Here is a 21,591-nt window from a genome sequence, read left to right as displayed (position 1 = left end):
GCCCGCCATGTACAGCTCGCCGGTCGTGCCGACGGGGACCGGCTCCAGCCGCTCATCGAGGACGTACACCCGCTTGTGGGCGAGCGGCAGGCCGACGGGGACGGAGGAGGCGCGGGCGTCGGCCGGGGAGACCGTGTGGGCGACGGTGAAGATCATGCTCTCGGCCGGGGAGTAGCCGTTGACGAGCCGCAGGTCCGGCCGGCGGGTCAGCAGCTTCTCGACGTGCACGAGCGAGGCGGCCTCGCCGCCGGTCATGACCTGGCCGACCCGGTCGAAGACCTCCGGGTACTCGTCGATCAGGAAGTTCATGAGGCCGGCGGACACGTGGAGGGTGGTGACCGCGTGCCGGGCGACCAGGTCGGCGATGACGGCCGGCTCGGGCCGGCCGCCCGGTTGCAGGACGCAGGAGGCGCCGGTCAGGAGCGGTCCGAAGAGTTCGAGCAGGAAGGCGTCCCAGGAGACCGGGGAGCACTGGAGCCACACCTCGTCAGTGCCGAAGGAGACGAAGTCCTGCTCCAGCAGGGTGCCGACGACCGCGCGGTGTGGGGCGACGATGCCCTTGGGCTCGCCGGTGGAGCCGGAGGTGAACATGACCACGGCGGGGCTCTCGGGGTGGGCCCGCCGGCCGAGGGACCCGAAGCCGTCCCGGTCCGTGCCGGTGTCCTCGTACGTGCCGGTGTCCCGGTCCGTGCAGCCGTGCCCGTCCGTGCCGCCGTTTCCGTGCCCGTCGTCGTGTCGTTCCTCGTCGAGGCGGATCACGAGGTCGGGCAGCCGGTCCGCCCAGGGGGCGAGCAGCTCGTCCCGGCTGACCATCAGCTCCACGCCGGCCCGGTCGGCCACGTCGGCCAGCCGGGCGGTCGGGAACTGGAGGTCGAGCATGGTGAAGGCGAGGCCGGCCTTGAGCACCGCGAGAACGGCGACGACGAGCTCCGGGCCGCGTTCCAGGTGGACGCCCGCCACCGCGCCGGGACGGGCGCCCCGGGCGACGAGGTGCCGGGCGAGCCGGTCGGCCCGCCGGTCCAGTTCGGCGTAGCTCATCGCCCCGGCCCCGGAGACCAGCGCGGTCGCGTCGGGGGTCCGCGCGGCCCACTCCTCGAACAGTTCGTGCACGCAGGAATCCGTCGGGCGGCCCACGGCCGTCTCCTCACGGTGTCGGGACATCCCCACCATCTCCAAAGCCTCGTACTTCACTCTTGACGGATGACCGGCGCCGGCCCGGTCAGACGGAGCTCGGCCAGCGCCGGGTCTCGCCGAAGAAATGCGGCAGTTCGACGAGCAGGCCCTTCTCGCGGGCCCGCCGGTACAGCTCGTGGCCGACGGCGAGGTCGAGGACGCCGAGGCCGAACGGGGAGAAGACGGTGGCCCGTTCGGGGTCGAGGGTCACCGTCCCGTTGAGCACGCCGGCGAGGGTGCCGGTGACGAACTCGCGGCCACCACTGAGCTGTTCGGCCAGGTGGGGCGAGGTGTCGGCCTTCATGCAGTGCTCGACGTCGTCGAAGACGTTGTCGACCTCGAAGAGGATCTCGGGGGCCAGGTCGCGCAGCGAGATGTTGAGGACGAGCTGCTCGGGGCGGAACCGGGTGTCGGCCGGGACGTACGGCTTCGCGGCGGTGGTGGCGAGGACGACGAGGTCGCAGTCGAGGGCCTCGGCCAGGCCGGCCGGGGCGGCCTCGGAGCCGTACCGCTCCCGCAGGTGGTCGGCGAGCGCCGTGGCGGAGGCGGCGTCGAGGTCGTGGCAGCGCACCGCGGTCAGCGGCACGTCGGCGGCGGCCAGGTAGCGGCAGATGGTCCGGGCGATCACGCCGCCGCCGACCACACCCACCGAGCGCGGGTTCCCGCCGCCGAGGGTGGTCGCGGCGAGGGCCGCCGAGGCGGCCGTGCGGGCGGCGCTCACGGACCCGGCCTCCATCACGACGACGGGGTAGCCGGTGGCGAAGTCGTTGAGGACGAGGACGGCCGAGGCCCGGGGCAGCCCGGAGGCGACGTTGCCGGGGAAGCTGCCGATCCACTTCAGGCCGGCCATCTCCACGTCCCCGCCCAGGTAGGCGGGGAGGGCGATGATCCGGGCCTCCAGCTTCTGCGGGAAGCGCAGGAAGTAGCTGTCGGGGTTGACGCTGTCGCCGGCCTCGTGGGCCAGGTAGGCGCGCGCCACCCGGTCGATGGTCTCGCGCTCGCGGCCGTCGAGCAGCGCCACCACGTCCCGCCCGTTGAGGACGGAGAACGCGGGCACGGCCGGCTCGGCGGCCGTGGCCGCGCCGGTAGTCGGGGCGGTCGGGGTGGTCGGGGACTCAGACATGGAGGGTTCCTTGGGAGACGGGAGACTGGGGGGAGCGGACGGACCGGGCGGGTTCGAGCACCCCGGCGCCGAAGCGTTCGGCGACCCAGCGGTCGTCGTAGATCGAGTCGAGATAGCCGTCCCCCATGTCGGGGGAGATGGCCAGGACGCGGCTGCCGGGCGCGATCCGGTCACGGAAGGAGCCCACGGCGGCCAGGACGGTGCCGGAGGAGCCCCCCAGCAGCAGCCCGTACTCGCGGGCCACCCGGCGGCAGGCGCGGATGGTGTCCTCCTCGCCGATGACCGCCTTCAGGAAGGAGCCGTCGTCGTGGAAGATCTCGGGGCGCCGGCTCACCCCCAAACCCGGCAGCAGCCGACGGCCGGGCGGCCCGCCGAAGGTCACCGAGCCGAGGGCGTCGACCGCGACGACCGTGGTCGGCGCGCCCATGTTCCGCAGGTAGCGCACGCAGCCCATCAGGGTGCCGGAGGTGCCGGTGCCCACGAACAGCCAGTCGGGCAGCCCGAAGCCCTTGAAGATCTCCGGCCCGGTGTGGTTGACGTGGGCATTTACGTTGGCGGGGTTGGTGTACTGGTTCAGCCACAGCAGCCGGGGGTCGGCGGCGACCCGGCGCCGGATCAGGTCGATACGGGTCCGCAGGTAGCTGCCGGCGGCGTCCCGTTCCGTCACGACGACGAGATCGGCGCCCAGGGCCCGGATGTACTTCAGGCTGCGCGCGTTGGCGTTCGGGTCCGCTACCACGGTGAGCGGATACCCCCGGGCCGCGCAGATCGAGGCGAGGGCGATCCCGAGATTCCCCGAGGTCGATTCGATCAGCCGGGTGTCGGGCCCTATGAGTCCCTGAGCCTCCGCCGCGTCCACCATTTCCCGGGCGGCCTTCATCTTGATGGAACCGGCCGGGTTGAGCCCCTCCAATTTGACGAAGGTGTCGAAGGACGGAAGGAAATACGGCAGTTCGAGGAAGGCGTTCCCGCTGCTGACGTCGGAAGCCTGCTCAGCTGTCACTTCTTCTCTCCAGGCTCGTGCTCGGCAGGTGCGGTCGTGGAGGGCGACGACGGGCGGGGCCTCACAACCGTGCGCCCGAGGGGAGGCTGTCCACGAAGGTCCGGAACAGAGCCGCGCTCGACGCGCCCTCCTCGAAGACCGCGTCGAATCCCGCGGCGAGCAGGACCGGGGCGCGGCGCGGATCGGCGCCTCCAATGCCCAGCTTCCCGCCGATGACCACGGGGAGTCCGGCGAGTTCCGGCCGCCCCCGCAGCGCCCCGATCACCCGGAGGCCGTCCTGCAGACCGTGCCCGTTGACGCTGCTCAGCACGAGCAGATCGGGCCGATCGGCAAGGCACCGCGCCACCAGCAGGTCGTCGGGGACGCACGCGCCGAGATTGATCACGTCATGGCCGAGTTCCTCGAGGAGCAATTGCAGGAACACGAGATTCCATGTGTGGGAATCGGACGCCATGCTCGACACGACGACCGTGCGACGTTCGCGTGACCGGGTGTCGACTGCGCCGATTGCTGTGTCGAGTTCCATCCCTTTGATTTCTCTGGACGTCGGGAGCGAATCGACACACTAGGCACGCGAATCGGGGCCCTGGGGCAGTGCGCCCGGCAGCGCGGGGGCAGTTTCCGGCCGCCCCGAAGCCGCTTTCCCGACGGTCCCTGAAACTGCCTCATCGCTGCCGCTCCTCCTGCCCGGCACCGCTCCCGGCCGCCCCTATGGTCGACCGAGGCAACGGCACGAGGGACCCCAGGAGGAGACGAACCATGACGACAACGACCCCGGCACGGCCCCCGGCGCCGGACCGGGCCGCCGGCTTCGCCGGGTTCGTCTCCCGGGCCCGGGCCGCGGGCCGGCTCGTCGTCCAGCCCCGTATGGGCATGAGCGACCCGGCCCTGATGCGCGAGGGCCTCCTCGCGACCCGCGAGGCGGCTGCCCACACCGCCGGCACCCTCACCATCGACAGCTACACCCGGGTCGGCGACGACGCGGCGGCCCGTGCCGCCCTGGCCGCCGGCACCGCGCTCAACGGCTACCCGATCGCCGCCCACGCCCCGGACACCACCCGAGAGGTGCTGCGTGGGATCCGGGACGCCGACTTCCCGGTGCAGGTCCGGCACGGCTCGGCCGACCCGACCGCCATCTTCCGCGCGATGGCCGTCCTCGGCCTCGACGCCACCGAGGGCGGCCCCGTCTCCTATTGCCTGCCCTACAGCCGGATGCCGCTGCGCCGGTCCATCGCGAACTGGGCGCGGTCCTGCGAACTCTTCGCCCGCACCGGCGAATCCGGGATCACCCCGCACCTGGAGACCTTCGGAGGCTGCCTGTTGGGCCAGCTGTGCCCGCCCAGCCTGCTCGTCGCCATGAGCGTGCTGGAGGCGCTGTTCTTCCGGCAGCACGGCATCCGCAGCGTGTCCCTCAGCTACGCCCAACAGACCGACCGGGCCCAGGACCTGGAGGCGATCACCGCCCTGCGGCGGCTGGCCGACGCTCTGCTGCCCGATGTGGACCGGCACGTCGTCGTCTACACCTACATGGGCCTCTACCCCCACACCCCGGAGGGCGCCCTCGCCCTCCTCGACGCGGCCGCGACCCTCACGGTGGACGCCGGCGCCGAGCGGCTGATCGTCAAGACCACGGCGGAGGCCCACCGGATCCCGACCATCGCGGAGAACGTCACCGCGCTGGAGCACGCCGCCGCCGCGGCCGACCGCGCCGCCGCCCGCCCCGCCCCGCCGCCCGTCGAGGACACTGGCATCCACGACGAGGCCCTCGCCATCATCGCCGGGGTGCTGGAGCTCGGCTCCGACGTCGGCGCCGCGCTCGCCGAGGCCTTCGCCCTGGGCCGGCTCGACGTCCCCTACTGCCTGCACCCCGACAACGCGGGACGCACCCGCGGGGTCATCGACGGCGACGGTCGCCTGCAGTGGGCGAGCACCGGCGGACTGCCCATCGCGCCGCCCGCCGACGCCCGCCACGCCATCGGCCGGGTGACCTCCTCCGGCCTGCTCACCTCCCTGTCCCACGTCGCCCGCGCGTTCGATCGACGCACGCTCGACGCCGAACCGGCTCATCTGCGTTTGGAGACCACCACATGACCACCCCGACCACGCGCCCGGAGCCGGGAAGCGTCCTGGAAGCGGACGTCCCGCCGAGCGACCCCCGCGCCCACCTCACCTCGCCCCGCACCCGGGCGGTCCTGCGCGTCCAGCAGCGCATCCTCACCGCCGCCCGCGAGCACCTGACACGACGCGGCTTCACCGAGCTGCTCCCGCCGATCATCGGCCCGGTCACGGACCCGGGCGCGCGCGGCGCCAAGCAGGTCGACATCGACTTCTACGGCCACCCGTACAAGTTGATGACCAGCGCGATCCTCCACAAGCAGGCCTCCCTCCTGGCCTTCGACAAGATCTTCTGCATCGCGCCCAACGTCCGCCTGGAGCCGCTGGAGACCACCTCGACCAGTCGGCACCTCGCCGAGTTCCACCAGATCGACGTGGAGGTCGCCGGCGCGACCCGCGACGAGATCATGGACGTGGCCGAGGATCTGGTCGCGTACGTCGTCGAGGACGTGGCCACGACCATGGCCGCCGAACTGGACAGCCTGGGGCGCGACCGCGAGGCGCTCACCCGGATCCTCCGCGCCCGCTTCGGCCGCCACACCCACACCGAGGCCGCCCGCCGGCTCGGGGAGCTGGGCCACGAGCAGAGCCCCGACGCCGAGATCGACTGGCGGGCCGAGGCCCTGCTCTCCCGCGCGAGCGACGGCGCCTTCTTCGTCACCGAGTACCCCAAGGGCTCGCGCGGCTTCTACGATCGGGAGAACCCCGACAACCCCGGCGTCCTCCAGAGCTTCGACCTGATAGCCCCGGAGGGGTACGGCGAGCTGTGCAGCGGCAGCGAACGCGAATCGGACTACCGCACCATCGTCACCCGCATCCGCGAGACCGGCGAAAACCCCGCCAAGTATGGCTGGTACCTGGAGCTGGCCCGAGAGGGCATCCCCGCGAGCGCCGGCTTCGGCATCGGCCTGGAGCGCCTCACCCGCTACGTCGCCGGCCTCGACCACGTCTGGGAGGCCAACGCCTACCCGAAGGTCCCCGGGGTGGTCTCCCCGTGACCGGCACCCTGCGAGCCGCCGGCTTCCCCGAGGACGCCGTACGGACCCGGGCCCGCGAGGGCGCCGCGAGCGCCTTCCCGCCCCTGCCCGTCTACGGCACCGCGCTGTACGGGGCGGGCGCTGTGCCTGCCCCGGCCGTCGCGGGCGACGAGCTGGACGCCCTCCGCCTGGTCCCCCCGGTGCTGATGCCCGGGCGCCTGGAGAAACTCATCGACCTCGGCCGGGAACCCCACCACACGGACGTGGACCTGACCACCCGGATCGGCGGCCTCACCGCGCCCCTGCCTCTGTACGTCTCCGCCCTCGGCTCCACCCAGGTCGCGAGCGCGGACCTGGCCAACGCGCTGAGCCGCCAGGCCGGTCGGCTCGGCCTCCCCATGGTGATCGGGGAGAACATCATGCCCTCACGCGGCTTCGGCCGGCTTCCGGACGCCGACGGCGACGACCGCACCCTGCGCGCCCGGATCTGCGAGTACCTCGCCGAACTTCCCGACGGGGTCGGCGGGATCGCCGTCCAGCAGAGCACCGAGGACGCCGACGCCGAGGTCTGGAACATGGTCTACAGCGACCCCAGTGCCCGCCCCCTCCTCGACTCCGGCCGCCTTGCCTTCGAGCTGAAGGTCGGCCAGGGCGCCAAGCCGGGACTCGGCGGCATGACCGTCCTGTCCGCCGAGCTGGCCGCCGCGACCGCCGAACGCTTCACCGTCGAGCCCGTCTACGGCACAGATGCGGACCACGTACTGCGCTGCGCCAGCCCCGGCACGTTCACCACCGAGATCCTCCGCCAGCAGATCCGGATGATGCGCAACAACTACCCGCGCGCTCGGGTCTGGGTGAAGCTCCCCCCGGGTCGGGACGTCCGCGAGGCCGCCCGCACCGCCTGGGACGCCGGGGCCGACGCTGTGACCGTGGACGGCGCCGAAGGCGGCTCCGGCTGGGCCCCGCACTCCTTCCTCAACCATGTCGGCCTCCCCCTCGCCGAGTGCCTGCTGCGCCTGGCCCCCGGCAACGACTGCCTGCTCGTCTCCGGACGCATGCACGATGGGTCCCGCGCAGCCAAGGCACTGGCCCTCGGCGCCCGGGCCGTCGGACTGGGGCGCGCCGCCTTCCTCGCCGTCGACGAGGACCCGAAGGAGGGGCTGAGCCGACTCGTCGACTCTCTCGCGGTCGAACTGCGCCTCCTGATTAGCGCCCTGGGCAAATACGCCCCGGCCGAGCTGCACCACGAGGACCTATGGCCGCTCCCCGGCCGCTCCCCAGACCCCACCCCGCTCGTAAAGGAACGAGGATGACCACCATCTCCCAGGCCGGCGCGGACCTGTTCGCCGGCCACGCCGAGGACTCGCCCGAGGCGGCCGCCATCGCCCGCGTGATCCGCCACTTCGACCTGATCGACGCGGGTGACATGGCCTCGATGGTCCTGCTCTTCGCCCCAGACGCGATCTACCACCGGCCTGGCCACGCTCCCTTCCTCGGTCGGTCCGGCATCCGGCACTTCTACACGCGGCAGCGCCCGATCCGCTCCGGCCGGCATGCTCTCGAGACGGCCATCGCCCACGGCCGGAACGTCTCCGTGCACGGCTCGTTCCGGGGCGTCCTGCACGACGACTCCCCGGTGGACCTGCGGTTCTCCGACTTCTTCGTCGTGGACGAGGATGGCGCCTTCCTCCGCCGCGACACCTTCTTTTTCGCCCCTCACTGAAGGACACCGACATGACCACGACCGACCACGAGCCGCCCGCCGCCGTCCCACCCGCCGGTGGTATCACGGACCCTGGCCACGGCGACACCTACACCGCCCACATGTACAGCGTGCTGTGGGATGAGGAACGCGGTTGGCACCAGGCCGAACTGACGCCGCTGCGGAACATCTCCCTGCACCCCGGCACCGTCGGCCTCCATTACGGGCAGAACATCTTCGAGGGCATCAAGGCCCACCGACAGGCCGACGGGTCGGTGGCGGTCTTCCGTCCCCGCGACAATGCCCGCCGGTTCCGGGCCTCCGCCCGCCGCCTGGCCATGCCCGAGATGCCGGAGGAGCTCTTCCTGGAGGCCATCGACCGGTTGGTCACCGCCGACCAGGACTGGCTCTCCGACAACCCCGCCCACAGCATCTACCTGCGTCCGCTGCTCTTCGCCACCGACGACAACCTGATGCTGCGCCCCTCCCCGTCTTTCCGCTTCCTGCTGATGGCGTTCGTCGCCGGCGGCTTCTTCGGGGACGAGGTGGAGAGTGTCTCGGTGTTGATCAACCGCGAGTACAGTCGCGCCATGCCCGGCGGCACGGGCAATGTGAAGGTCGCCGGCAACTACGCGCCTTCCTTCGTGGCCCAGCGGATGGCCCGGGAGAAGGGCTGCGCGCAGGTTGTCTGGCTGGACGCCGTCGAGCGCCGCTGGGTGGAGGAGATGGGCGGCATGAACCTCTGCTTTGTGCGCGGCACCGGCCCGGACGCCGAACTCGTGACCCCCCGCCTCACCGGAACCCTGCTTCCGGGGGTCACCCGGGACACCCTCCTGACCCTCGCCGACCAGCTCGGCCATAAGGTCGGCGAGGAGCTGATCTCGGTGGAACAGTGGCGCGACGAGTGCGAGCGGGGCGTCATCACCGAGGTGTTCGCGTGCGGCACCGCCGCCGTGGTCACGCCGGTCACCCGGGTCGTGGACGGCGACACCGACTGGACCGTCGGGAACGGCGAGCCCGGCGAGGTCACCATGGCCATCCGCCGCGCCCTCTTCGACGTGCAGCATGGTCACACGCCCGACCCGGCGGGCTGGCTGCGCCCGATCCCCGCCAAGGCATGAGGCGCCGTCGCCGTGCTGCTCGCGGCCGACCAGCAGCTCGCCGTCGAGGAGGTCGGAGAACAGCTTCTCCAGCAGGTAGTCCGCGGACATGAGAAGCTGTTGTCTTTCCGTACTTGATCGCCGGGTTTCCGCTGGTCAGGCACAGTGTCGGGGTTTCCGTGGCAGGCAGTGCACGTCGTGTCGGTGCGGTCGTGGAGGTTCGGGATGCCGTCGGTGATCGGTCTGCTGGAGGAGCGGGAGCGGGATGCTTCGCGCCGGGTGGAGGTGCTGCGTCAGGAAGCGGACCGGGTCCTGGCCGAGCTGAGGGAAGCGGAACTGTCCTGGTCCCGTCCGACCTGGTTTCCTGGCTGGAGAACCTGATGCCGCCCGAAGGTAGTGAGGCAGGGGGCTCCTGGCGGGCTCTGACCAGCTGGGACCAGGCCATGATGCTGCTGGTCTGGCTGGCCAAAGGCGACACGTTCGCGCAACTCGGCGCGCATTTCGGCGTGTCGACCGACCCCGCCTGGCGCTACGTCAACGAGGGTATCGCCGCCCTGGCCCCACTCGCTCCCACACCCCCGGACGGGCTTCAGGCCGCCGGTCCCGGACGACGCCTGCTGCTGGACGGCACCCTGATCCCCACCTGGCGCTGCGCGGCCCAGGCCACCGAGGCCACCCCGACCCGCTCTACAACGCCAAGCACCGCGACCACGGGAGGAAGTCCAGGGCCTGACCACACCCGGCGGTGAACTCGTCTTCCTCGGCAACGCGCGCACCGGCTCCACCCAGGACATCGTCGCGGCACGCGCAGACGGCATCGTCGAGGCGGACATGAGACCACTGCCGACTCGGGCTACCAAGGCGCCGGCGGCACGGTCCGCACCCCGATCAAGCGCCCCAAGGGCAAGAGCCACAACGGTTGGGAGAAACAGGCCAACACCGCCCTGGCCCGGCTCCGCGGCCCGGTCGACCGAGCCTTCGCCGAACTCAAGCGATGGCGCGTCCTGGAGCGCGTACGGCCAGATCATCGACGACCTCGAGAAGCGGGACTACGTGGAACGCCGACCGCATCCCGCTGGCGGGCGGCGCAAGCTCGTCGTTCTGACCGACAGGGCTCTGAGGCACCTCGCCGTGGCCGTGCGGATCCTGCACGACCTGGAGACACAATTGGCCAACCGGCTCCACGTGGTCGGTCGACAGGTCCCACAAGCTGAACTCGCAGCCATCATCGGCACTTTGGCTGGCGACTGCGCACCAAGCGCTTCCTGCTCCAGAGGCGAGTGATCCACCCTTCAGGACGATCTCAGGCGTCCAGGGCGATGGGGCCGTCCGGGATCCATCCCCCGACGTAGCCGGTCATCAGAACGCCGAGTTCCCTGGGGAACACAACTGCGGAATCGACGTCCACGACCGGCCACCACCTCCCGTAGCACGAGAAGAGCCTCGGGTCTTCCTCCCGGGAGAGCTTGAGGATGACCAGGTGGTAGTCATGGCGCCCCGAGGCCGCTCCGACTGTCAGCCGCCCGGTCACCGAGCCTCGGCGCATGCCCGAGCAGCTACCCCAGCGCCGCTGCCACTGGTGCGCGGCACGCGCGTAGGAGCGATGTGATGGTACGTCGACGCACAGAGGTCGCCAGGCTGGCTCATCGCGTCGGTGCTCGAGGAGGATCGTCCTGCTGTCGTGCGACAGCAGGACGATCAGCAGGGTGCGGCGTACGCCACGGACGGCGGTGCCCCGGTGTGCGGGATGCATCATGTGACCACCCTCACCCGTCGATATAGGAATATCATCCCGGGTGTTCCATCCGGGTGGTGTGGGGCAGGATCTGTCCGTAAGGGCGTTCAGTGAACTGGATGCCGAGGCGGCCCGAGTCGGCTTCCTCCGCATCCAGTTCACTGAACGCCACGGCTGGCCGGTCCGAGCGGGGCTGAGGAGCGCTCGCGTCGTGGTGTGAACACGACGGGGGCGCGTCTCGGTGCGGCTCGGACCGGCCCCGTATCCGGACCGAGGGTGCAGATGAACGCGGTGTGGCCGGACTGGTTGGGTGTGGGTGACCGGGTCCGCCTCGACGGGCGGGCGTATACCGTCACCGGTGTGTACGGTCGGGTCCTGACGCTGACGGACGGGGTGGGAGGCGAGCGGCAGGCGGACGTGGTGACGCTGATGCGGAGCCGGGGATTCTCGGTACTGGACCAAGCGGCGCGAGCACCCGTGCCAGGCCCGCCCCTGCCCGTGGGTGACGCCGCTGAGCGGGCGCGCTGGTGGCTTCCGCACATCGTCGAGGTCCTGACTGGGCTGCCTCCCGGTGCCCCGCCGGGTGCGCGGCCGAGACCTGAGTTCGATCCGGCACGGCGCACGCTGGGCGAGCGGGAGGAGGCGAAGTCCGAGGAGTTGCGGCGGGCGGGGGTACGAGGGGCGTCCGCCCGAACGGTGCGGCGTAAGCGGCAGCGGTACGAGGCGGAGGGGCCAGCCGGACTGGCGGACGGCCGGGCGGGGCGCCGTGAGGAGCTCGGGGCGAGGTGGGATCCACGTCTTGTGGACGCGGTGCGCCGGGTGGTGGCGGAGTCGGTCGGGGGTCGGCCGGGGATCGAGGCGGTCCGTCGCCGGGTCGGGCAGATCCTCGCGGCGGAGGCCGGTTCAGGGGAGCTGGTGCTGCCGTCGCGGACGACCTTCCATCGCCTGTACACGGAGTTGGATGCCGCGGGCCTGATCGCCAGTCCGGAGCAATGGCCAGGACGACAGGTCGTCGTGGACGCCGTGCGGCTTCCCCCGCTGCCGCTACCGCACGTCGAGCGGCGGGACCTGGAGGTGGTGTTCGCCCTGGACGTCGACACCGAGGTGCTTCTGACCGCCGTCGTACGCGAGAGTTCACGGCCCGTGGACGGGGCCGCGCTGCTGGCCCGGATATGGATGCCCCCGGACCGGCGGGCGAACTGGCTCTGCGAGCACGAAGTCCCGGCTCCGGGCGGACTGCACGCCGGGGATGCGCTGCCCCCGCTCGTCCGGCCCCAGACCTTGTTCTGGGACCGAGTGCCCGGTTTCCCCCGGCTGGCGGACGCCTGCCGCCGTCATGGTGTTCTCGTGCGCGCGGCGCCCGGTTCGCTTCCGTATCCGCGACGCCGCGCCGAGGTCGCGGCCAGGACGTTGGCCTCACAGTTCAGCACCTGGTTGCGGTCCGTGCGGGGCGACCAGGCCCGGGACGCCGGGTGGCCCGTGGCCATGGTGCAGGACCTGCTCGACGCGTTTACCCAAGAGGAATGGAACCACGACGAAATCCATCGGCAGAACCCCGAGTTCGCTATGCCGGAGCGCGCGCAGCAGGGCGCACACGTACGCGGTACTCACCGCCCGGGCGGGCTGGGTCGCCACGCCGCCCTCCCCGCAGGCGTTCGCCGGCCTGCTGCCCGGCGAGCGTCGGCGCGTGACCGCGACCGGTCTGAACGTGCGCGGGCACCACTACGACAGCCCTGGCCTGGACGCGCTGCGCGGGGAGCAACCAGTCGAGGTACGCCGGGACCCGCACGACACCCGGCAGGTGTGGGCTCGCACGGCGCAGGACTCGTGGGTCGCCGTGCCCGCCACCGCGCCCGCGCCTCTGCTGCCGCTGAGCAAATGTGCCGATCCCCTTCCTCCGTCCTCATCCGTCGGTTCTCCCTTCGCCGCCCAGACCCCGCCGCTGGAACCGGGTACGACACCCTCCGCCAGAGCGCTGGACCAGGCGCGCATCGAGTACCACGCCCGGCTCCCTCTCCCGACCCCCGATGTCGAGGCCACGATCCGCCGGGCCGAGGAACTGGTGCTGCTCAACGAACACACCTCCGGGGCTCGCCGTGGCCTCGTGGTGACTGGCGAATCCGGCACAGGCAAGACCACGGCGCTGCTGGCGCTCGGCCAGAGCTATACGGCGAGGACACAGCTCCCCGCCGGCAGCACCCGCCTGCCGGTCGTCTATGTCCGGGTGCCGCCGGCCACGACCCCACGCGTGTTCCTGGCGGAGCTGGCCCGGCAGGCCGCGGTCCCGGTCCGCGAGCGGGCCGGGATAGCGGTTCTGGCCAGGGAGACGAGCGACGCCCTGGCCCGACTGGGGACGGGGCTGGTCCTGGTGGACGAGTTCGAGTACCTCCACACAGCGAGGGGTTCGGCCACCCTGTTGTCCGACACCGTGGACTACCTGTGCGATCGGATTCCGGCCACCTTCGTGTTCGCCGGCCACGCGGCTGCCCTGCCCGGCCTCGGGCCCAGCCGCCGTCTGCTGCACCTGACTTTGAGCCCGATGCCGTGCGACCGGGCCTGGACTGATTACCTGGCGTGGGCGGAATCGGCCCTCCGGCTGCGCAGGCACACGATGGGTACTCTCCCGGGCCTCGCCGGTCATCTGCACCGGCTCACCGGTGGCCGGGCCGACCGCGTGGGCTACCTCCTGCGCAGTGGGGCCGTACGTGCCATCCGGGACGGCACCGAGCACCTCACCCGCGCACTGCTCGACGACCTCGCCGCTCCCTGGCAATACACAGCGCCACCGAAACAGGGCATGACCCCCTGAGGGCCATCTGTACCGGGACGGCGACAGCCCGCGTGGTCGCCTTGGCCATCTACCCAGAGTTCCCCGAAGGAACCGTAAGCCAGCGAACCCGATTTCATCGCCTATTCATTCGAGCAACGAATATATAACCAGGACAAAACGGCACAGCGATTCCCTTGTCCATCGAATGCCGCTGCCAGTCGTGAAGAAGGCAGGACATATATGGCTTCCTGCCTTTACCGTGGCGCCATGTCCTTTCAGGCGACTGAGCAGATCATCCCGGATGATTCTCCGGACGCCCTCGAACGGTGGGCCCGGAAGTTCGACGCGGCGCTGAAGGAGTGCGACGCCGGTATCGACGAGGCTGAGCAGTCGCTGCGACTGCTCAGGGAGCGTCGCATGCGGCTCGCCTCGGGGCGGGAGGAAGTGTGGGCGGCCGTGACGACAGCACGGTCCGCGCTGAAGACCGCTCACGAGACGTTTGGTCCGCGGCAGGACGGCTCAGGCGCCTCAGCGGCCGGCCAGCCGGGCCCCCAGCTCAAGATCGTCCCGCCGGATCCTCCGCCGCGCGCCGCGTCGCCGCACACGGACCCTTCCGAACCGGAGCATGATGCGGCCCCCGGCCCTCACCCCCCGCCCCGGGAAGCTACCTCCGCCGAGCATACGGGCCTGCCGTCCGACATGCAGGACGACGCCCCCGCCGAGGTGATCGTCCGGGGGGCCCGGATGAAGCAGATCCTCACGGTGATGGCCCAGCGGCCCGACACCAACTGGGGCACCGGTGATGTCGCCGAGCTCCTGGGTGTCGGCGAGAGTGACGGCGCCGCCCGCCGTGCGCTGCGCGAGAACCTCCGCAACCTCGCCCGGCGCGGTGCTCTGGAACGCGTGACCGTCGAAGGCGACTTCCACACCTACTACCGGCCCCGCATGAACTGGAGATTCGCCTGACATAGGCTCCCGCGAGCAATGATCGCCGCAGGCGCACCCGTATAACTTAATAACCGCCGCCGCGTAGGACGGCCCAGGGTTGCCCCCCTGGGTCTGCGGCGGCGGTCATAGCCCGCTAAGGCCGTTTCCGACACTACCCGGCTCCGCCCGGCTGTGTACGGCATTCGGCCATTTCATCCTGCCTCTTTTTCAAGGAGCCGAATGCCCATGCGATTTCATCGCGGCGGATTGCCCGGTTCACGTCCGGGCCACAGGTCCACGTCGAGAGCCTTCTCCAAGGTCGCGATCGTCAGCAGGTCGGGCCACACCTGTCCGGCGAGCACGCGCGTGACGGTCAGCCGGTCGACACCCGTCCGCCGGGCCACCTCCACCATCGACCAGCCGTTCGCGTCGATCACCTTCCGCAGCCTTGCGGCCACTTCCTGGGCGACCCGCGCCCCGTGGTGGTCATCGAGCACAGCGCCCGGCCAGGTGCCCTCAAGGACGTACCCGACGGGCCTGCGGCTGCGCTTGTCTCCTTGTGGCACGGCAAAGAGTCTCGCCCATACGGACCTCCCGGGATGACGACGGCCGCCACTCCCACCGAATGTTATTGGAATATTACCCCACCCGGGGTCTATTCCTGGTGGAGAGTCACGATGGACGCGATCGACCGGTACCGGCCCAAGCTCCCCATCCCCGTCTGGGAGCGCATCGGCCCGGACTGCCGCCGCGCGGTGACCAAGGCCAAGCCCGCCACACCGAAGCAGGCACGCGACTGGCTGGGCGCCCTGGCGTACGCCGCCGCGCACGCGGACGCCTGCGGGCGCCCCACCAAGGCCGAACACCTGCTCACCTCCGAGGCGATCGAGTGGTACCTGGCCACCGGCTACCTCCACGTGGACGAGTCGTCCCGCTCCAACCGACGCTGCCGCCTCAACAAACTCCGCCAGGCCCTGCTCGGCCCCGACCTGATCACCGGGAACCCCGCCGCCTACACCGGCTCCGACCCCTCCCACCCCTACACGAAATCCGAGCAGGCCCAGCTGTATGCCTCCGCCCGCGCCCAGCCCACCGACGAACTCCGCTCCGGCAGCCTGCTGCTGCTCGCCCTCGGGCTCGGCTGCGCCCTGGACTCACCCGAGATCATCCCGCTGCGCACCCACGACGTACGCCAAGCGCCCAACGGCGCCGTCGGCGTCACCGTCCGCGGACAGCGCGCCCGCGTCGTGCTGTGCCGCACCGCCTGGGCACCGGTCCTCACCGAAGCCACCGCCTGGGCCGCCCGCCCCGGCCAGGCCCGCTACCTCTTCCGCCCCAGCAGCCACGCCCGAGGCACCAACACCGTCACCAACTTCCTCGCCCGGACAAAGAAATCGCCCGGCACGCCGGCCCTGGTGATGGGCCGGGCCCGCGCCACCTGGCTCGTCGACGCCATCGAGGCCCGCATGCACCTGCCCACCCTCATAGCCGCCGCCGGCCTGACCACCCTGCGCTCCATCGACCGGATCCTGCCCCACGTCCGCAACCTCCCGCCCGACCAGGCCGCCGCCATGCTCAGGGAGCTGTAGATGACCAGCCGACTCGACCGCCAGGATCACCTCGACAAGCTCCGTACCCGCCGCCCACCCGTCCCCGACACCGAGGTCCACGAGGTACTGACCGCGCTGGACGCCTCCGGCCTCGTCGCCGAGGTCGAACCCCTCGTCGCCCAGTCCACCGGCCGCAACCGGACGCTCACCGTGCGGGCCCTGCTGCTCGGCATGTGTCTGGCCGCCGCGCGCAACGCCGGAACCGTCATCTTCGCGTCAGTCACCAACCTCCTCTACTTCGCCCTGACCGACGAGACCCGCGAGCGCCTCAAAATCCCCTACTACCCTGACCACGCCCAAGGCTTCGAAGCCGCGTACGGAGTCGTCCGCCGCCTCTTCCACCGCATCGAGGAAGCCGTCGACCCCTCACCGCTGCCCAAGAACCACCGCCTGGACCGCGAGCTCGTAGCCCGCCTCCTCGGCGAGGCAGACCCCGACGAGCTCGCCAGCAGGCGCTCGCTCATGCTGCGGGTCGCCAACCGAATCCTCTCCATGTCCCTCCTCGACGCCCACCCCCTGCTCGAAGGTCGCTGGAACGGCTCGGCCGTCCTGGACGCCACCGTCATCGGCACCTACGCGAAAGGCCTGTCCTCCGACAGCCCGGTCACGGCAAGCGACCCCGACGCCGGCTGGTACGTCCGCACCACCAAACACAAAGACCCCCTCCTGACAGACACACCAGCACAGGAGCGCATCAAGAAGCGCCTGTACGGCTACGACGCCTGCCTCGTCGTCGCACGCGACCCCGACCACGACGGCACACCCCTGCCCGACGGCTCGGCCAACCCCGACGTCGTCCCGTCCCTGGTCGTCGCCTTCTCCCTCGACAAGCCCAGCCACCGCCCCGCTGAAGTCGCCCTCGAAGCCCTCCAGCACGTCGATCCCCGCTACCCCCGCGGCTACCTCGCCGGCGACCGCCTCTACCCCGACCAGAAACCGGACAAGTTCCAGCTCCCCATCCGCGCCATGGGCTACCAGCCCGTCTACGACTACGCCAAGGACCAGCTCGGCGTGCAGGCCCAGTTCGCCGGGGCCGAACTCATCGAGGGCAACTGGTACTGCCCCTCCATGCCCCAGCCCCTCAAGGACGCCACCAAGGACCTCGTAGCCAAGAAGATCGACAAACAGACCTGGATCAACCGGATCCGGCAGCGCACCACCTACCTCTTCCTGCCCAAACAGCGCGCCGACGCCGAAGGCCACCGCCGCATGATGTGCCCCGCCGAGGCCAACCGCACCCAGTGCTCTCTCAAGCCCTACACCCTCGGCCGGGGCATCCACCTGCCCCTCATCGACCCCGCCCCCAGCCCCGTTGGCCCGCCCACCGCCTGCACCCAGCACACCATCACCATCCCGCCCGAAGCCGGCGCCCAGCTCTGGCAGCCCCTCCAGTACGGCACCGAAGAATGGCAGCGCGTCTACTTCCGGCTCCGCAACGCCATCGAAGGCATGAACGGCTTCGGCAAAGACCCCCTATACGAGCGCCTTGAATCCGGTGGCACTCGCCGCATCCGCGGCATCGCCGCCCAGGCCATCCTGCTGGCCTTCCAGCTCGCCCACGCCAACAAACGCAAACTCGCCACCTGGGCCGGCAGCATCACGCTCCACGGTAGCCACCCCCACCGCCGCCCCACCCGCCGCCGCAAGACCAAACCCCTGGGCACCTGGACCCCCGAGGGGTACCTCACCGAGACGACCGCGTAAGGAGGTCACACCAGCAGCCAACTGAAGATCCACAACCGAAGACACAGAACCGGACTGCCCGGCGGCCGTCAAGCCGCCGGGCAGTCACGCGTGCAAGCACCACACACCACACCTGACCTGCCCAGACACAGCAAAACGGGCTCATCGTGATCACGATGAGCCCGTTTCGTCGGTGCTACAAGGACACTTTCGTCGGTGTCCCGGTGTGCGCGAGGGGGGAGTTGAACCCCCACGCCCTTTCGGGCACTGGAACCTGAATCCAGCGCGTCTGCCTATTCCGCCACCCGCGCATGGGTGTTGTCGTCAGGAGCTTCGCTTCCCTGCCCGGTTCCCGGGCCGTTTCGCGTCCGCTCCCTGCCGACATCCAGAAGACTAGCACGCTGCCGGAGGTGCTCTCACATCCATAACGGCGACCCCCGGCTCCGGCGAAGGTGGGGGACACTGGCCACGTACGCCTCTACGATCCGGGGGAACGATTCGCCCCGTCGGTGCCGTGCGCGGGACGCTGTCCCGGGAACGTTCCGAGGGGACGAATCGTGTGAGAGGTGACACCCGGGTGCCGGGCGGACAAGCGGAACCAGCTGTCCGGCCGACGCGTGGATACGATCAGTAAGCAGTACCGGTCGCTCTGCCCTGCGCGGGGTAGCGGCGCACTAGGACACCGGAAGTTGGGAAGGAGGTGCACCGTGGGAGTTCTGAAGCGCTTCGAGGAGCGGCTCGAAGGTCTCGTCAACGGCACCTTCGCCAAGGTGTTCAAGTCCGAGGTCCAGCCGGTGGAGATCGCTGGCGCCCTCCAGCGTGAGTGCGACAACAACGCCACGATCTGGAACCGGGACCGCACGGTCGTGCCGAACGACTTCATCGTGGAGCTGTCCGCACCCGACCACGAGCGGCTCAGTCCCTACGCCGGGCAGCTCAGCGACGAGCTGGCGGGCATGGTGCGCGACTACGCCAAGCAGCAGCGCTACACCTTCATGGGCTCGGTCAAGGTCCACCTGGAGAAGGCCGACGAGCTGGACACCGGCCTGTACCGGGTGCGCAGCCGCACCCTGGCGGCCAGCAGCTCGCAGGCCCCGGATGGCCCGGGTGGCCCAGAGCCCGGCGGCATCCCGCCGATGCCCTCCGGCGCACCCCGGATGACCATGGCCCCGCCGCCCGACGGCGGCGTGGCGCCCGGGCCGGTGCCCGCGAGCCAGGTCAGGCGCTGGGTGGAGATCAACGGCACCCGCCACCAGATCACCCGCTCCACCCTGGTTCTCGGCCGCTCGACGGAGGCGGACGTGCGCATCGACGACCCCGGCGTCTCCCGCAAACACTGCGAGGTCCGCACCGGCCCGACGGTCACGGTGCAGGATCTGGGTTCCACGAACGGCATCGTGGTGGACGGGCAGCGGACGACGCACGCTACGCTCCGCGACGGCTCACGGATCGTCGTGGGCAGTACGACGATCATTTACCGGCAAGCCGAAGGGTGAAGCGGGGGCAATGTCAGAGCTGACCCTGACGGTCATGCGGCTGGGTTTTCTCGCCGTACTGTGGCTGTTCGTCATCATCGCGGTACAGGTCATCCGCAGTGACCTGTTCGGCACCCGCGTCACCCAGCGCACCGCCGCGGCGCGGGGGCCGGAGCGCGCGCCGCGCCGGGCGCCGCAGCCGTCCGGCACGCAGGGCGGCCGGGGTGGCCGGAGCCGTCGCGGCGCCCCGACCAAGCTCGTGGTGACCGAGGGGTCGCTGATGAACACCACGGTCAACCTGCAGGGCCAGACGATCACCCTGGGCCGGGCCCACGACTCGACGCTGGTCCTGGACGACGACTACGCCTCCAGCCGGCACGCCAGGATCTACCCGGACCGGGACGGCCAGTGGATCGTGGAGGACCTCGGGTCCACGAACGGCACCTACCTGGACCGGAACCGGCTCGCCACACCAACGCCGATTCCGCTCGGAGCGCCGATTCGCATCGGCAAGACGGTCATCGAGCTGCGGAAGTAGACGAACATGACGACCGGAGGGTGGGCACCGTGCGGATGTATCCGGAGCCGACGGGCGAGGTGCGCATGAGTCTGTCACTGCGCTTCGCCGCCGGAAGCCACGACGGCATGATCCGCGACCACAACGAGGACTCCGGTTACGCCGGTCCCCGGCTGCTCGCGGTCGCCGACGGCATGGGCGGCCAGGCGGCGGGCGAAGTCGCCAGCTCCGAGGTGATCTCCACCATCGTCCAGCTGGACGAGGACGTGCCCGGCTCCGACGTGCTCACCGCGCTCGGGGACGCCGTGCAGCGCGCCAACGAGCAGCTGCGCGTCATGGTCGAGGAGGACCCGCAGCTGGAGGGCATGGGCACCACGCTCACCGCGCTGCTGTGGACGGGGCAGCGGCTGGGCCTGGTGCACGTCGGCGACAGCCGCGCCTACCTGCTGCGCGACGGCGTCCTGACCCAGATCACGCAGGACCACACCTGGGTGCAGCGCCTGGTGGACGAGGGCCGCATCACCGAGGAGGAGGCCACCACCCACCCGCAGCGCTCCCTGCTGATGCGCGCGCTGGGCAGCGGCGACCGGGTGGAGCCGGACCTGTCGATCCGCGAGGTGCGGGCGGGAGACCGCTACCTGATCTGCTCCGACGGCCTGTCCGGCGTCGTCAGCCACCAGACGATGGAGGAGACGCTCGCCTCCTACCAGGGCCCGCACGACACGGTCGAGGAGCTGATCCAGCTCGCGCTGCGCGGTGGCGGCCCGGACAACATCACGGTGATCATCGCCGACGTGCTGGACGTGGACGGGGGCGACAAGGCAGCCGGTCAGCTCAACGACACCCCGGTCGTCGTGGGCGCCGTCGCCGAGACCCAGCACCCGCACGGCGACGGCCCCGGCGCGCAGGCCACCCCGGCGTCCCGGGCGGCCGCGCTCAGCCGGTCGGTGCCCCAGCAGCCCGGGGCGGGCGAGCCGGAGGGCTTCGGCCCGCCCGGCAGCGGCACCGCGCCCGGCACGCCGGAGTCCGGGCGCGGCGGCGAGTTCGGCGCCCCCTATGCCGACGCTTCCGACGACGGCGACCAGCCCGGCTTCCGCAGGCCCCGCAAGCGCGGCGGATGGTTCAAGCGCGGCCTGCTCATCGTCCTGGCACTCGGCCTGCTCGGCGGGGGCCTGTACGCGGCCTGGAAGTGGACGCGCACCCAGTACTACGTCGGCGCCGACGGCGACACCGTCGCCCTCTACCGGGGCCTGAGCCAGCAGCTCGGGCCGCTGGACCTCGGCGAGGTCCAGGACCCGACCGGTATCGAACTCAAGTACCTCCCCGTGTACCAGCGCAACCAGGTCAAGGAGAACATCTCCATGGGCAGCCTCGCCCAGGCCCGGGACAAGATCGAGGAGCTGGGCGAGCAGGCCGAGGTGTGCGAGATCGTCGAGGAGCAGCGCGCGGCGGCCGAGCGGGCCACGCAGGAGGCCGACCAGCGGCAGCCGGGCACGGACGCGGGCCAGGACGCCGGTCAGGACTCCGGTCAGGACGGCACTGAGGACGCGGACGCGGCCACCGGGGGCACCCCGGCCGTGGACGACCCCAGCCCCAAGGACCCGAACAATCCGTCCTCCGCCCCCGTACTGACCGACGAGCAGAAGCGGCTCGCCAAGTCGTGCCGGACGCCGTGAGGGGC

The 21,591-nt window shown here is 71.0% G+C and carries 21 protein-coding genes, 1 tRNA gene and 1 pseudogene; 15 read left to right on the top strand and 8 right to left on the bottom strand.

Features of this window, described 5'->3' with window-relative positions:
• The 4 genes from JJV70_RS06850 to JJV70_RS06835 form a co-directional block, all read right to left on the bottom strand.
• On the bottom strand, positions 1 to 1,161 hold a 1,161-nt coding region (locus tag JJV70_RS06850), incomplete at its 3' end, for an AMP-binding protein (RefSeq protein WP_257573503.1).
• 58 nt (positions 1,162 to 1,219) lie between these two features.
• Entirely contained in the window at positions 1,220 to 2,296 is a 1,077-nt protein-coding gene (gene sbnB / locus JJV70_RS06845; RefSeq protein WP_219046825.1) for a 2,3-diaminopropionate biosynthesis protein SbnB, read from the bottom strand.
• Positions 2,289 to 3,299, bottom strand: coding sequence for a 2,3-diaminopropionate biosynthesis protein SbnA (sbnA, locus tag JJV70_RS06840; RefSeq protein ID WP_219046824.1), 1,011 nt, complete (start codon positions 3,297 to 3,299; stop codon positions 2,289 to 2,291). Before sbnA ends, sbnB begins: the two co-directional genes overlap by 8 nt.
• A 61-nt stretch (positions 3,300 to 3,360) precedes the next feature.
• On the bottom strand, positions 3,361 to 3,825 hold the full coding sequence (locus JJV70_RS06835; protein WP_219046823.1) for a cobalamin B12-binding domain-containing protein: 465 nt from the start codon (positions 3,823 to 3,825) through the stop codon (positions 3,361 to 3,363).
• A gap of 233 nt (positions 3,826 to 4,058) precedes the next feature.
• Here JJV70_RS06835 and JJV70_RS06830 point away from each other — a divergent pair, with 233 nt between their 5' ends.
• From JJV70_RS06830 to JJV70_RS23460, 8 genes and pseudogenes are all read left to right on the top strand, one after another.
• On the top strand, positions 4,059 to 5,390 hold the full coding sequence (locus JJV70_RS06830) for a methylaspartate mutase (protein WP_219046822.1): 1,332 nt from the start codon (positions 4,059 to 4,061) through the stop codon (positions 5,388 to 5,390).
• Positions 5,387 to 6,412 carry an asparagine synthetase A gene (locus JJV70_RS06825; RefSeq protein ID WP_219046821.1) on the top strand — a complete coding sequence of 342 codons (1,026 nt, stop codon included), beginning with the start codon at positions 5,387 to 5,389 and terminating at the stop codon, positions 6,410 to 6,412. Before JJV70_RS06830 ends, JJV70_RS06825 begins: the two co-directional genes overlap by 4 nt.
• Positions 6,409 to 7,704: a glutamate synthase-related protein gene (locus JJV70_RS06820; protein ID WP_219046820.1), complete on the top strand. Its 1,296-nt coding sequence runs from the start codon at positions 6,409 to 6,411 to the stop codon at positions 7,702 to 7,704. The genes JJV70_RS06825 and JJV70_RS06820 overlap by 4 nt, the downstream gene beginning before the upstream one ends.
• Positions 7,701 to 8,114 carry a nuclear transport factor 2 family protein gene (locus tag JJV70_RS06815; RefSeq protein ID WP_219046819.1) on the top strand — a complete coding sequence of 138 codons (414 nt, stop codon included), beginning with the start codon at positions 7,701 to 7,703 and terminating at the stop codon, positions 8,112 to 8,114. The genes JJV70_RS06820 and JJV70_RS06815 overlap by 4 nt, the downstream gene beginning before the upstream one ends.
• 11 nt (positions 8,115 to 8,125) lie before the next feature.
• Positions 8,126 to 9,214, top strand: coding sequence for a branched-chain amino acid aminotransferase (locus tag JJV70_RS06810; RefSeq protein WP_219046818.1), 1,089 nt, complete (start codon positions 8,126 to 8,128; stop codon positions 9,212 to 9,214).
• 204 nt (positions 9,215 to 9,418) lie between these two features.
• Positions 9,419 to 9,574 carry a hypothetical protein gene (locus JJV70_RS06805; RefSeq protein WP_219046817.1) on the top strand — a complete coding sequence of 52 codons (156 nt, stop codon included), beginning with the start codon at positions 9,419 to 9,421 and terminating at the stop codon, positions 9,572 to 9,574.
• Positions 9,574 to 9,942, top strand: coding sequence for a transposase family protein (locus JJV70_RS06800; RefSeq protein WP_219046816.1), 369 nt, complete (start codon positions 9,574 to 9,576; stop codon positions 9,940 to 9,942). Before JJV70_RS06805 ends, JJV70_RS06800 begins: the two co-directional genes overlap by 1 nt.
• 132 nt (positions 9,943 to 10,074) lie before the next feature.
• Positions 10,075 to 10,407, top strand: a pseudogene (locus JJV70_RS23460) (hypothetical protein); the annotation flags it as partial.
• A gap of 89 nt (positions 10,408 to 10,496) precedes the next feature.
• Here the strand turns inward: JJV70_RS23460 and JJV70_RS06790 are convergent.
• Together JJV70_RS06790 and JJV70_RS23370 are read right to left on the bottom strand one after the other, a co-directional pair.
• Positions 10,497 to 10,949 carry a hypothetical protein gene (locus tag JJV70_RS06790; protein ID WP_219046815.1) on the bottom strand — a complete coding sequence of 151 codons (453 nt, stop codon included), beginning with the start codon at positions 10,947 to 10,949 and terminating at the stop codon, positions 10,497 to 10,499.
• 1,395 nt (positions 10,950 to 12,344) lie between these two features.
• Positions 12,345 to 12,563, bottom strand: a complete 219-nt coding sequence (locus tag JJV70_RS23370) for a hypothetical protein (protein ID WP_219046814.1) — start codon at positions 12,561 to 12,563, stop codon at positions 12,345 to 12,347.
• Here JJV70_RS23370 and JJV70_RS06780 point away from each other — a divergent pair.
• Together JJV70_RS06780 and JJV70_RS06775 are read left to right on the top strand one after the other, a co-directional pair.
• Entirely contained in the window at positions 12,472 to 13,737 is a 1,266-nt protein-coding gene (locus JJV70_RS06780; protein ID WP_308294711.1) for an AAA family ATPase, read from the top strand. The genes JJV70_RS23370 and JJV70_RS06780 overlap by 92 nt on opposite strands.
• 228 nt (positions 13,738 to 13,965) lie before the next feature.
• Complete coding sequence (locus tag JJV70_RS06775; protein ID WP_219046812.1) at positions 13,966 to 14,664, top strand: hypothetical protein; 699 nt, start codon at positions 13,966 to 13,968, stop codon at positions 14,662 to 14,664.
• Positions 14,665 to 14,879: 215 nt separating this feature from the next.
• Here JJV70_RS06775 and JJV70_RS23365 read toward each other — a convergent pair whose 3' ends face one another.
• A complete protein-coding gene (locus JJV70_RS23365; protein ID WP_219046811.1) occupies positions 14,880 to 15,191 on the bottom strand; it encodes a helix-turn-helix transcriptional regulator in 312 nt (103 codons plus the stop codon).
• A gap of 111 nt (positions 15,192 to 15,302) precedes the next feature.
• Between JJV70_RS23365 and JJV70_RS06765 the strand changes: the two genes are divergently transcribed.
• Together JJV70_RS06765 and JJV70_RS06760 are read left to right on the top strand one after the other, a co-directional pair.
• Positions 15,303 to 16,214, top strand: coding sequence for a hypothetical protein (locus JJV70_RS06765; protein ID WP_219046810.1), 912 nt, complete (start codon positions 15,303 to 15,305; stop codon positions 16,212 to 16,214).
• On the top strand, positions 16,215 to 17,939 hold the full coding sequence (locus JJV70_RS06760; RefSeq protein WP_219046809.1) for a hypothetical protein: 1,725 nt from the start codon (positions 16,215 to 16,217) through the stop codon (positions 17,937 to 17,939).
• Positions 17,940 to 18,145: 206 nt separating this feature from the next.
• Here JJV70_RS06760 and JJV70_RS06755 read toward each other — a convergent pair.
• A tRNA-Leu gene (locus tag JJV70_RS06755) sits at positions 18,146 to 18,229 on the bottom strand.
• A 396-nt stretch (positions 18,230 to 18,625) separates the two neighbouring features.
• Between JJV70_RS06755 and JJV70_RS06750 the strand changes: the two genes are divergently transcribed.
• The 3 genes from JJV70_RS06750 (at position 18,626) to JJV70_RS06740 (ending at position 21,586) form a co-directional block, all read left to right on the top strand.
• Positions 18,626 to 19,414, top strand: coding sequence for a DUF3662 and FHA domain-containing protein (locus JJV70_RS06750; protein WP_219046808.1), 789 nt, complete (start codon positions 18,626 to 18,628; stop codon positions 19,412 to 19,414).
• Positions 19,415 to 19,424: 10 nt separating this feature from the next.
• Positions 19,425 to 19,931, top strand: coding sequence for an FHA domain-containing protein (locus JJV70_RS06745; RefSeq protein WP_219046807.1), 507 nt, complete (start codon positions 19,425 to 19,427; stop codon positions 19,929 to 19,931).
• A gap of 65 nt (positions 19,932 to 19,996) precedes the next feature.
• The gene (locus JJV70_RS06740) at positions 19,997 to 21,586 is read left to right on the top strand and encodes a Stp1/IreP family PP2C-type Ser/Thr phosphatase (protein ID WP_219046806.1); all 1,590 of its coding nucleotides are present in this window, start codon (positions 19,997 to 19,999) and stop codon (positions 21,584 to 21,586) included.
• The last annotated feature ends 5 nt before the right edge of the window (positions 21,587 to 21,591 follow it).

Origin of the sequence: Streptomyces sp. JJ66 (assembly GCF_019303495.1) — a bacterium.
Lineage (GTDB): Bacteria > Actinomycetota > Actinomycetes > Streptomycetales > Streptomycetaceae > Streptomyces.
The sequence above is the reverse complement of the archived record's forward strand: the minus strand, read 5'-3'. Positions and strand labels throughout refer to the sequence as shown.

Bases quoted from the DNA above. Each gene is read 5' to 3' on its own strand.
- JJV70_RS06765 (WP_219046810.1), top strand. From the start codon at position 15,303: ATGGACGCGATCGACCGGTACCGGCCCAAGCTCCCCATCCCCGTCTGG.
- JJV70_RS06815 (WP_219046819.1), top strand. From the start codon at position 7,701: ATGACCACCATCTCCCAGGCCGGCGCGGACCTGTTCGCCGGCCACGCC.
- JJV70_RS06825 (WP_219046821.1), top strand. From the start codon at position 5,387: ATGACCACCCCGACCACGCGCCCGGAGCCGGGAAGCGTCCTGGAAGCG.
- JJV70_RS06835 (WP_219046823.1), bottom strand. From the start codon at position 3,825: ATGGAACTCGACACAGCAATCGGCGCAGTCGACACCCGGTCACGCGAA.
- JJV70_RS06760 (WP_219046809.1), top strand. From the start codon at position 16,215: ATGACCAGCCGACTCGACCGCCAGGATCACCTCGACAAGCTCCGTACC.
- JJV70_RS06800 (WP_219046816.1), top strand. From the start codon at position 9,574: ATGCCGCCCGAAGGTAGTGAGGCAGGGGGCTCCTGGCGGGCTCTGACC.
- JJV70_RS06805 (WP_219046817.1), top strand. From the start codon at position 9,419: ATGCCGTCGGTGATCGGTCTGCTGGAGGAGCGGGAGCGGGATGCTTCG.
- sbnB (WP_219046825.1), bottom strand. From the start codon at position 2,296: ATGTCTGAGTCCCCGACCACCCCGACCGCCCCGACTACCGGCGCGGCC.
- JJV70_RS06790 (WP_219046815.1), bottom strand. From the start codon at position 10,949: ATGATGCATCCCGCACACCGGGGCACCGCCGTCCGTGGCGTACGCCGC.
- JJV70_RS06740 (WP_219046806.1), top strand. From the start codon at position 19,997: ATGAGTCTGTCACTGCGCTTCGCCGCCGGAAGCCACGACGGCATGATC.
- JJV70_RS06830 (WP_219046822.1), top strand. From the start codon at position 4,059: ATGACGACAACGACCCCGGCACGGCCCCCGGCGCCGGACCGGGCCGCC.
- JJV70_RS06810 (WP_219046818.1), top strand. From the start codon at position 8,126: ATGACCACGACCGACCACGAGCCGCCCGCCGCCGTCCCACCCGCCGGT.
- JJV70_RS06745 (WP_219046807.1), top strand. From the start codon at position 19,425: ATGTCAGAGCTGACCCTGACGGTCATGCGGCTGGGTTTTCTCGCCGTA.
- JJV70_RS06775 (WP_219046812.1), top strand. From the start codon at position 13,966: ATGTCCTTTCAGGCGACTGAGCAGATCATCCCGGATGATTCTCCGGAC.